Here is a 7,598-nt window from a genome sequence, read left to right on the forward strand (position 1 = left end):
TGGCTCATGCCGCGGATCTGCGAGGTCATCGAGGTCGAGATGGCGAGGCCCGCCGCGTCGTCCTTGGCCGAGTTGATGCGCTTGCCGGTCGACAGGCGCTCCATTGCGGTACCAAGGGCCTTGTTGGCCGAATTCGATGCGTTCGAGGCGCGGATCGCGCTGATGTTGGTGTTGATGACTAACATTGTGCGTGTTCCCGTGAAGTGTCCCGTTGGTCCCGGCGGGTGGGTTTCCAGCGCCGCCAGCCCCTAAACCGGCAGGGGGCGAGGAAGTTTAAGTACGGGGTTCAACAAGCGCTTGCGATTCGACTCGTCGTCCCGGACTTGATCCGGGACCGCTGGCCGTGAACCGCCCACATCGCCGCGCGCGGCCTGCGATTGCCCCAAGAAACCCCAGCGGTCCCGGATAAAGTCCGGGACGACGGCCCATTTAGATCGTCCTTCTGACGGTAATTATTAAGCACATCTCCCCCCCTAAATTACCGCTCTCTTTGCCGTCCGCTCCTCATAAGCACCTTCAGAACACGGTTAATTCTAGAAGGAGCGCGATATGACCGGATTGCCGGGCATCCACGACAAGCTCCGCCTACACGGCCCGGTGATGCAGCGCGCGAGCGCCATTGCCGCCTCTCTTTTCGACACCGCTGCAATCGATTTTCGCGATGCGGCCGATCACACACCCGGGAAACCGCGCCGCCGCCGCGTCAGCCTTTCGCGTGGGAACATGCCGGGGATAGTGCGCGAAGGCGCGAGCCACACCTCCGTCACTTACGCCGCCCCCGTCAACGAGACGTCGCTGGCGATGATCCTCGCCGCCATGGCCGGCCCAGAAGACCCGATCGCCGCCAATCCGGAGATCCACGACCAGGCGGGCGCGATCGACGATCTGATCGAAAGCATGGCCAGCCACGGCGAATGGTTTCCGAACATCGCTTTCTTCGAGGAGTCCGGCGCGCAGCGCATCGTCCAGGCCATCCTCGATGGCGCGATCGACTACATCGCCTGACCCGGCGGGAACGCGAAGTGCTGGGCAGCGTCGCCAGCGGCCTGTCCAACCGCCTGATAGGAGAAAGACTCTCGATCAGCCCGCGAACGGTTGAAACCCACCGCGCCAACATGCTCAACAAGCTGGGCGCCAATCACACGTCCGACGCGAGCCGCATCGCGATCGAGGCATCCCTCGTGAACTGACGCCAATCCGGCAATATCCCTAGGCGTGCGTGAACGAGCCGTTAGCCACGATCGCGGTACATCAAAGCTGTCGGCGCCACCCGTTGCCAAGGCGCCGACGCCTGATCCGCAGTCGCCTGATCTCCGGACGACGATGCGGGCCCGGTCGTATTCCCCTCCCGACCGGGCCTGTCGCGGGATCGTTTGGGGCCGGCGGTGTCAGTGCAGTCGGATGGAGGCCGAGGCCAGCGGAACATCTGCGGCATGAGCGCCGCGTTCACCCTTCGCCAGCACCGCCGCGACATGGCCCGCCAGCATAGCGAGCGCGAGCGTCGAACCTTCCGCGATAGCTTCCTCGGAGCCGCCCGGAGGCACCACGGTCGCAAGACAAGTATCGTGACCGCCCCGCGAAAGCATGAACGGCATGTCCGGACCGATGATCTCCAGCACGGCGCTCATCCCCGCGCCGCAGTCCAGCATGGCGTTGATGCGTACGCGGTCGAGCGGTACGGCTCCGTCGACGCCACTGCCGCTCAGCAGGTGTAGCGCTTCGCGAATACGGTCGATCTCCTCGCAGGCGGCACTGCCCGCGCAATCGTGGAGGAAGTCACGCAGACGGCGCGCATGAACGCGATCGCTGCCGACACTGTTCGAAGTACTTGCCATTGCCTTATCGTTGTCTTTCGCGTCCGAAGGGTGCGCCACAGTCCCCAGACCTGGCCCAGCGTCAATACGCAGTTCCCTGTAGCCCGGATTCGCTGTCCCGCCTTGTTACATCTTATAGAGGCTAGGTGAAACACCCGTGTATTCACGGCTGCGCAGACCCCTTGCGGAAATTTCCTTAGGCAAACCGCCGCTAGGGACGGGTTGTCGCGGCAATTTTATCCGCGAACCGGGCCGGTTCGGCGGGGCCCAGATCGTGTCCGGTATCGACGCCCCGCACCCGTCCTTGCGAGCGTTGGGGCAGTAACTCCATGTCGCGTCCCGATATTGTCCAGGTGCAGATCACATGACTTTCTGGAATCGTGCGCATGACGGCTGCCCGGGTGAGCATCCGCATCTGCGCGAAGCATGGGCGCGGGCACGTGGTCGGCCGGTCACCGGACTGTGGTACCGGCACAGAATCCATCACTCCGAAAAATGCCGCCATGCCGGGCATCGGCGCCATCGCGAATCGCACTCCATCGACCTCGTGCAGCCTTTGCCGCGCTCTATCGGCAGTCTCGCAGGCTTGCTCGCAAAGTGATTCGCCCCCGCGCGCGCAGGCCGCGGCCGGTGACGATCATACTGCCCTTCTCTCGACTATGAGCCATGCAGGATCGTATCAGCGAACCAATGTCAAACGCCGGCAGTGTTCCCGCGCGCAGCGAACCAAGGCACCATGCGCTCGATCGCATCCTCGATCTCCAGCGTGGAGACGGCGAAGCTGAGGCGGATGAAACGGTTGCCATCGACCGGGTCGAAGTCGATGCCCGGCGCGGTGGCGACGCCGGTGTCGGCAAGGAGCTGGCGGCAGAAGGCGAAGCTGTCGTTGGTCAGGTGGCCGATGTCGGCCCAGATGTAGAACGCCCCGTCCGGCGGCGCGATGCGCTGCAGGCCGAGACGGGGGAGCGCGGCCAGCAGCAGTTCGCGATTGCGCGCGTAATTGGCGTGGTGCCCCTCCAGTTCCTCGGTGCAGTCGAAGGCGACCAGCCCCGCGTGCTGCGCCAGCACCGGCGGGGTCAGGAACAGGTTGGCGATCCGTGCGCGCGCAGCCTCGATCAGACGCGAAGGAACCACCAGCCAGCCCAGCCGCCAGCCGGCCATCGAGAACCACTTGGAAAAGCTGTTCACCACCAGTGCCTCGGGCACGTGCTGGAGCAGGGAGTCGGCCGTCATGCCGTACGTCAGGCCGTGATAGATCTCGTCGGAGATCACAGTGATGCCCTTGCGCGCGCAGACCTGCGCGATGGCCGCAAGTTCCTTCGGCGCGATGACGGTGCCGGTGGGGTTGGCCGGACTGGCAAGGATCAGCCCCTCGGGCACCGGATCGAGCGCGTCGAGGGCGGCGGCGGTGACCTGGTAGCGCTCGGCCGGGCCGCAGGGCAGCTCGACCGGCTCGATATAGAGCGTGCGCATGGCATTGCGGTAAGCGACGTATCCCGGCCGGGCCAGCGCCACTCGCGCACCGGGGCGGAAGCAGCAGGACAGCGCCAGCACGAAGGCAGGCGAGGCACCGCAGGTCAGGAATACCTGCTCGGGCGTGACCACTACGCCATAAGCCTCGGCGTAGTGCCGCGCGATCCGTTCGCGCAGCGCCGGGCTCTCCCAGTAGCCACCGGCCTCGGCATCGAGCACCGTATGGGCCGCGGCAATGGCCGCGGCCGGAGCGCCCGTGGAGGGCTGGCCGTATTCCATGTGGATCACGTCGCGCCCCTCGGCGGCGAGTTCGTAGGCAAGACGGCCGATGGTCGTGGCGTGGAAGGGTTCGACGTGCGCGATCATGCACGCCTGCTACGCGCCGTGCAGGCGTCATGCAATGCGCGTCAGGCCGCGAAGATGGTGTAGATGCGCGCGGCGAAGAGCCAGCAGCCGTCCAGCCGCACGAAGCTGTCGTGATATTCGCCGGTCACCTGCTTGTTGGTGCCGGTGATCGGCGCCACCATCATGGCGTTGGCCCGCGCGGTGTCTCCGGCGACCTCGACCATCAGATTATGGATCAGCGGCACGGGATGCGGCCGGCCCTTCCCTTCGAGGAGGAAGGCGGCCAGCGCCTCGGGTGTCTCGAACCGCTGGCGCACGGCATATTCGGTGCGATCGGGCGCGCCGGATCGGACTTCGAAGGTCCCGGTCGGGGCGAAAAGAGCGGGGATGCTCTCATAGGCTTCGCGCCGCACGGCCCGCGCGTAGCCGTGGACGAGGTCGGCGATGGCGATCTGCGCCTCGATCCGGGCGAACCGTTCCTCGGTCATGCAGCGGCGCCCTGCACTGCGTCGCGGCGTTCGCAGGCCGCGCGGATCGCCGTGAAACGCGGTTCCACGCTGCGCCAGACGCGGGCATGGGTGACGATGCACGGTTCGTCGGCCTCGATGCCCGCCAGCACCATCATGGCGATATGTTCGGCCGTCACGCCGGAGGGCGGCATGGCGCCCGCATACTGGCGGATTTCGCCTCCGACCTTGCGGGTGTTCTCGGCCAGGTTCGTGGCAACATAACCCGGACAAAGCAGCGACACACCCACGCCATGAGGAGCCATCTCCTGCCTCAACGCCTCCGTGAGCGCAGTTACCCCGAACTTGGCGACCGCATAGGCCCCGACGCCCGGCACGCTCGCGGTGAGACCGGCCTGCGAGGAGGTATTGACCACGTGCCCCTTGCACCTTGCCCGCATATCGGCGGCGAAGGTGAAGACGCCGTTGGCAATGCCGGTGAGGTTGATCGCCACGATGCGGTCGAAGCTGGCCGGGTCCATGTCCGCGAATTCGCGGCCGTTGGGAGCGATGCCGGCGTTGTTGACCAGCACATCGACCGGGCCGAAGACACCTTCCGCCTCGGCCTTCGCGCGCGCCCAGCCCTCACGGTCGCGGGTGTCGAGGACGACGCCGCGAACGGCCCCACCGCGATCGGCCAGCACTGCGGCGAGGTGCTCGGCATCGATGTCGGCGATCGTCACCTTGAGCCCCTTGCGGGCCATCGCATCGACGATACCCAGGCCGATGCCGCTTGCGCCGCCGGTGACGAACGCGTGGCCTGCTTCGCTCAAATCCATGGGTTTTGCCTCTCCTCAGCGCGGCCTTGCCGCCTTGTGGGAATTTTGAAGAAGCGGACACTATCTTGCAATCGCCAAGGCCGCCGGTCATCACCGCCGGGACGATGAGAACAGGGAGAGGCGTCGCCATGACGCATATCGGCAGGCGCTACGGGCGGCTCATCCAGATGAGCTACGCCACGCGCGACATGGACGCGGCGATCATGCACGCCGAGACGCAACTGGGCATCACCGGCCTGCGCCGCAGCGAATCCGAGATCGAGGTCCTCTCCTACGGCGAAACGCGCAGGCTGGGCGTGAAGTCAGCGATCGCCAATATCGGCGGCCCCGGCGGCCTGCGCCAGTTCGAGATCATCGAGCCGATCTCGGGCGTCACCGAAATCTACACGGACGCGGCGGACTTGTCGGCGCAGGTCCTCGCCTTCCACCACATCGGGATCGCGGTGCCGGGGCCTTACGCTGAATGGCAGGCCCTGCTGCAGGACGTGCGCGCCAGCGGGGAGGCGCTTGCCTTGCGGTTCCCGGCCAAGCCGTCCGACGAAGCAAAGCTGTGCTTCTGCTACGTCGATACGCGCAGGAGGATCGGCCATTTCACCGAGTATCTGTGGGCCGATCCCTCGCTGACGGGCATACCGGTGGCGCCCTGGCTTTAGGGCGGCGCCCAGCTACCCGTCGCTGTTGGCGCTGACGATCCCGGGCCGCTCCGCCCCCATGCCGGAAAATCCGATCGAATAGCCGCCGTCCACCGGCAGGATCACCCCGGTGATGTAGGCCGCCTCGTCGCTGGCGAGGAACAGCGCGGCCAATGCGATATCCTCTGCGCGGCCCCAGCGCCCCATCGGTATCCCGGCGAGCGTCGGAAAACCCTCTGGCGGCGCATCATGCGTCTTCGATGCCTCGACCAGCCCCGTCCACATCGTCCCCGGCGCCACGGCGTTCACGCGGATGTTGCTGTCCGAATAGTCCAATGCCGCGACCTTGGTGAGCTGGTGCACGCCCGCCTTGGCGGAACTGTAGACGCTGTGGTGCTTCCACCCGATCACCGCCGAAGCCGAACTGGTGTTGACGATCGCTCCGCCGCCGGTCTTCAGCATGGACTCGATGCCGTACTTCATGCCGAGGAACACGCCCCGGATGTTGGTGGCGTGCACCTTGTCCCACAGCTCGGTCGTCTGGGTGTGGAGCGGCGCCATCCCGCCGCCGAAACCGGCGTTGTTGCACAGTACGTCGAGCCTGCCGAAGCTCTCCTCGGCCCTTGCGATCATCGTCTTGACTTGCGCCTCGCTGGAGACGTCGCAATGGATCGATACGACCTCGCCGCCGAGATCGGCAGCCACTTCGTCCTCCTTGCCCGAGATGTCGGCGAGCAGCAGCTTCGCCCCTTCCGTATGGAACAGCCGCGCCATCGCGCGCCCCATCCCGGACCCGGCGCCGGTAATGATGCAGATCTTGTCCTGAAGCCTTCCGGCCATCTTCCCTCTCCCTTCAGGCCGACGTGTCGATCGTCGGCCGGATCGTTATTTCCGAGATGTTCGTGCGACGCGGCATCGCCACGATGAAGACGATGGCCTCGCCGATGTCCCTCGGCTTCACCGCGCCTTCCTTGGCGACGTGCGCCTGGATCGCGGCGCGCCAGTTTGGATCGGAGATGTTGTCGCCCACCTCGGTCTCGGTCGCGCCGGGCATCAGCGTGGTGACGCGCACGTTGCGGCCGCCCAGTTCCTGCCGCATCGCATCGGTCATGAAGTTCACCGCGTGCTTGCTGGCGGAATAAGCGCTCGTCATCGGACCGCCCTTACGGCCCGCGAGCGATGAAATGGTGATGATGTCACCGCCACCCTGTTCCAGCATGTGGGGCACGGCGGCAGTGCAGGTGTAGACGGTCCCCATCAGATTGATGTCGATGACCCGGCGGTAGATCGCGGTATCGCAATTCTCGATTCCCCCGGCTTCCATGATCCCGGCCGAGTTGATCAGGATGTCGATTCGGCCCAGCTTCTCGACGGTTTCGGCCACCGCGCGGCGGGCATCGTCCTCCACCGTCATGTCGCCCGGGATGGCCAGCGCCGTACCGCCGTCCGCCTCGATCCTGGCGACGAGGCCGGAGAGCCGCTCAGCCCGCCGGGCCGACATGGCGACGGCCGCACCTGCCTCTGCCAGGCAAAGCGCCGCCGCTTCGCCGATGCCAGACGATGCCCCGGTCACGAGCGCGACTTTTCCTGCAAGGAGCTTGGTCATCGGCGGCATTCTCCCATTCGTTTCGTATGCATTCGCTGAAGCCCGCCGGGCGTACAGTCAACGAAAAATGCTGAACACCTGTTATAATCGCTCAGGCGGCCCCGTAATGATGTATCCGATCACGCGATCACCAGAACCGAACGATGGATGAACCGCACGAGGTCCGCCTGCCCCCGCGCGCCGGTCTTGGCGTAGATCCGCTTGGAATAGGTGCGCGCCGATTCCACCGTCAGCCCCAGCTCCGGCGCGGCCTCGCTGATCGACATGCCTCGGCTCAAGGCCAGCGCCAGCCGCGCCTCGCTGGGCGCAAGATCGAAAAGCTGGGCTAGCTGCTCGCAGCGATCGGCGGACGACCAGTTGTCGGCATGCAGGTAGCACACGATCGCCGGCGCAGCTTGTGTCGTCCCCATCCGCTGGCCCGAAGGCACCAGCAGCAGGTCGAG

11 protein-coding genes are annotated in these 7,598 nt (G+C 65.8%); 3 read left to right on the forward strand and 8 right to left on the reverse strand.

Annotated features, from left to right (window positions below; all coding sequences use genetic code 11):
* The coding region (locus tag LH128_RS19045) for a flagellin N-terminal helical domain-containing protein (protein WP_008831312.1) at positions 1–185 on the reverse strand (185 nt) is incomplete at its 3' end.
* Positions 186–549: 364 nt separating this feature from the next.
* Between LH128_RS19045 and LH128_RS34665 the strand changes: the two genes are divergently transcribed.
* Together LH128_RS34665 and LH128_RS34670 are read left to right on the forward strand one after the other, a co-directional pair.
* Entirely contained in the window at positions 550–1,005 is a 456-nt protein-coding gene (locus tag LH128_RS34665) for a hypothetical protein (protein ID WP_008831313.1), read from the forward strand.
* Between the two features lie 17 nt (positions 1,006–1,022).
* Positions 1,023–1,190 carry a LuxR C-terminal-related transcriptional regulator gene (locus tag LH128_RS34670; RefSeq protein ID WP_008831314.1) on the forward strand — a complete coding sequence of 56 codons (168 nt, stop codon included), beginning with the start codon at positions 1,023–1,025 and terminating at the stop codon, positions 1,188–1,190.
* Positions 1,191–1,388: 198 nt separating this feature from the next.
* On the opposite strand, the gene LH128_RS19055 is transcribed toward LH128_RS34670, so the two are convergent.
* The 4 genes from LH128_RS19055 to LH128_RS19070 all read right to left on the reverse strand — a co-directional run bounded on the left by LH128_RS19055 (position 1,389) and on the right by LH128_RS19070 (position 4,917).
* Positions 1,389–1,835, reverse strand: coding sequence for a hypothetical protein (locus LH128_RS19055; protein WP_008831315.1), 447 nt, complete (start codon positions 1,833–1,835; stop codon positions 1,389–1,391).
* A gap of 672 nt (positions 1,836–2,507) precedes the next feature.
* Positions 2,508–3,653, reverse strand: a complete 1,146-nt coding sequence (locus LH128_RS19060) for an aminotransferase class I/II-fold pyridoxal phosphate-dependent enzyme (protein WP_008831316.1) — start codon at positions 3,651–3,653, stop codon at positions 2,508–2,510.
* 41 nt (positions 3,654–3,694) lie between these two features.
* Complete coding sequence (locus tag LH128_RS19065; RefSeq protein ID WP_008831317.1) at positions 3,695–4,120, reverse strand: nuclear transport factor 2 family protein; 426 nt, start codon at positions 4,118–4,120, stop codon at positions 3,695–3,697.
* On the reverse strand, positions 4,117–4,917 hold the full coding sequence (locus LH128_RS19070; RefSeq protein ID WP_008831318.1) for an SDR family oxidoreductase: 801 nt from the start codon (positions 4,915–4,917) through the stop codon (positions 4,117–4,119). The genes LH128_RS19065 and LH128_RS19070 overlap by 4 nt, the downstream gene beginning before the upstream one ends.
* A 128-nt stretch (positions 4,918–5,045) precedes the next feature.
* Here LH128_RS19070 and LH128_RS19075 point away from each other — a divergent pair, with 128 nt between their 5' ends.
* Entirely contained in the window at positions 5,046–5,570 is a 525-nt protein-coding gene (locus LH128_RS19075; protein WP_008831319.1) for a hypothetical protein, read from the forward strand.
* Positions 5,571–5,582: 12 nt separating this feature from the next.
* Here LH128_RS19075 and LH128_RS19080 read toward each other — a convergent pair whose 3' ends face one another.
* From LH128_RS19080 to LH128_RS19090, 3 genes are all read right to left on the reverse strand, one after another.
* Positions 5,583–6,389, reverse strand: coding sequence for an SDR family NAD(P)-dependent oxidoreductase (locus tag LH128_RS19080; RefSeq protein WP_008831320.1), 807 nt, complete (start codon positions 6,387–6,389; stop codon positions 5,583–5,585).
* A gap of 13 nt (positions 6,390–6,402) precedes the next feature.
* Positions 6,403–7,155, reverse strand: a complete 753-nt coding sequence (locus LH128_RS19085; RefSeq protein WP_051211533.1) for an SDR family oxidoreductase — start codon at positions 7,153–7,155, stop codon at positions 6,403–6,405.
* 119 nt (positions 7,156–7,274) lie between these two features.
* On the reverse strand, positions 7,275–7,598 hold a 324-nt coding region (locus LH128_RS19090), incomplete at its 5' end, for a helix-turn-helix transcriptional regulator (protein WP_008831322.1).

The sequence above is a fragment of the Sphingomonas sp. LH128 genome, from assembly GCF_000293195.2.
GTDB classification, from domain to species: Bacteria; Pseudomonadota; Alphaproteobacteria; order Sphingomonadales; family Sphingomonadaceae; genus Novosphingobium; species Novosphingobium resinovorum_A.

Bases quoted from the DNA above. Each gene is read 5' to 3' on its own strand.
- LH128_RS34665 (WP_008831313.1), top strand. From the start codon at position 550: ATGACCGGATTGCCGGGCATCCACGACAAGCTCCGCCTACACGGCCCG.
- LH128_RS19080 (WP_008831320.1), bottom strand. From the start codon at position 6,389: ATGGCCGGAAGGCTTCAGGACAAGATCTGCATCATTACCGGCGCCGGG.
- LH128_RS19055 (WP_008831315.1), bottom strand. From the start codon at position 1,835: ATGGCAAGTACTTCGAACAGTGTCGGCAGCGATCGCGTTCATGCGCGC.
- LH128_RS19085 (WP_051211533.1), bottom strand. From the start codon at position 7,155: ATGACCAAGCTCCTTGCAGGAAAAGTCGCGCTCGTGACCGGGGCATCG.
- LH128_RS19060 (WP_008831316.1), bottom strand. From the start codon at position 3,653: ATGATCGCGCACGTCGAACCCTTCCACGCCACGACCATCGGCCGTCTT.
- LH128_RS19065 (WP_008831317.1), bottom strand. From the start codon at position 4,120: ATGACCGAGGAACGGTTCGCCCGGATCGAGGCGCAGATCGCCATCGCC.
- LH128_RS19075 (WP_008831319.1), top strand. From the start codon at position 5,046: ATGACGCATATCGGCAGGCGCTACGGGCGGCTCATCCAGATGAGCTAC.
- LH128_RS19070 (WP_008831318.1), bottom strand. From the start codon at position 4,917: ATGGATTTGAGCGAAGCAGGCCACGCGTTCGTCACCGGCGGCGCAAGC.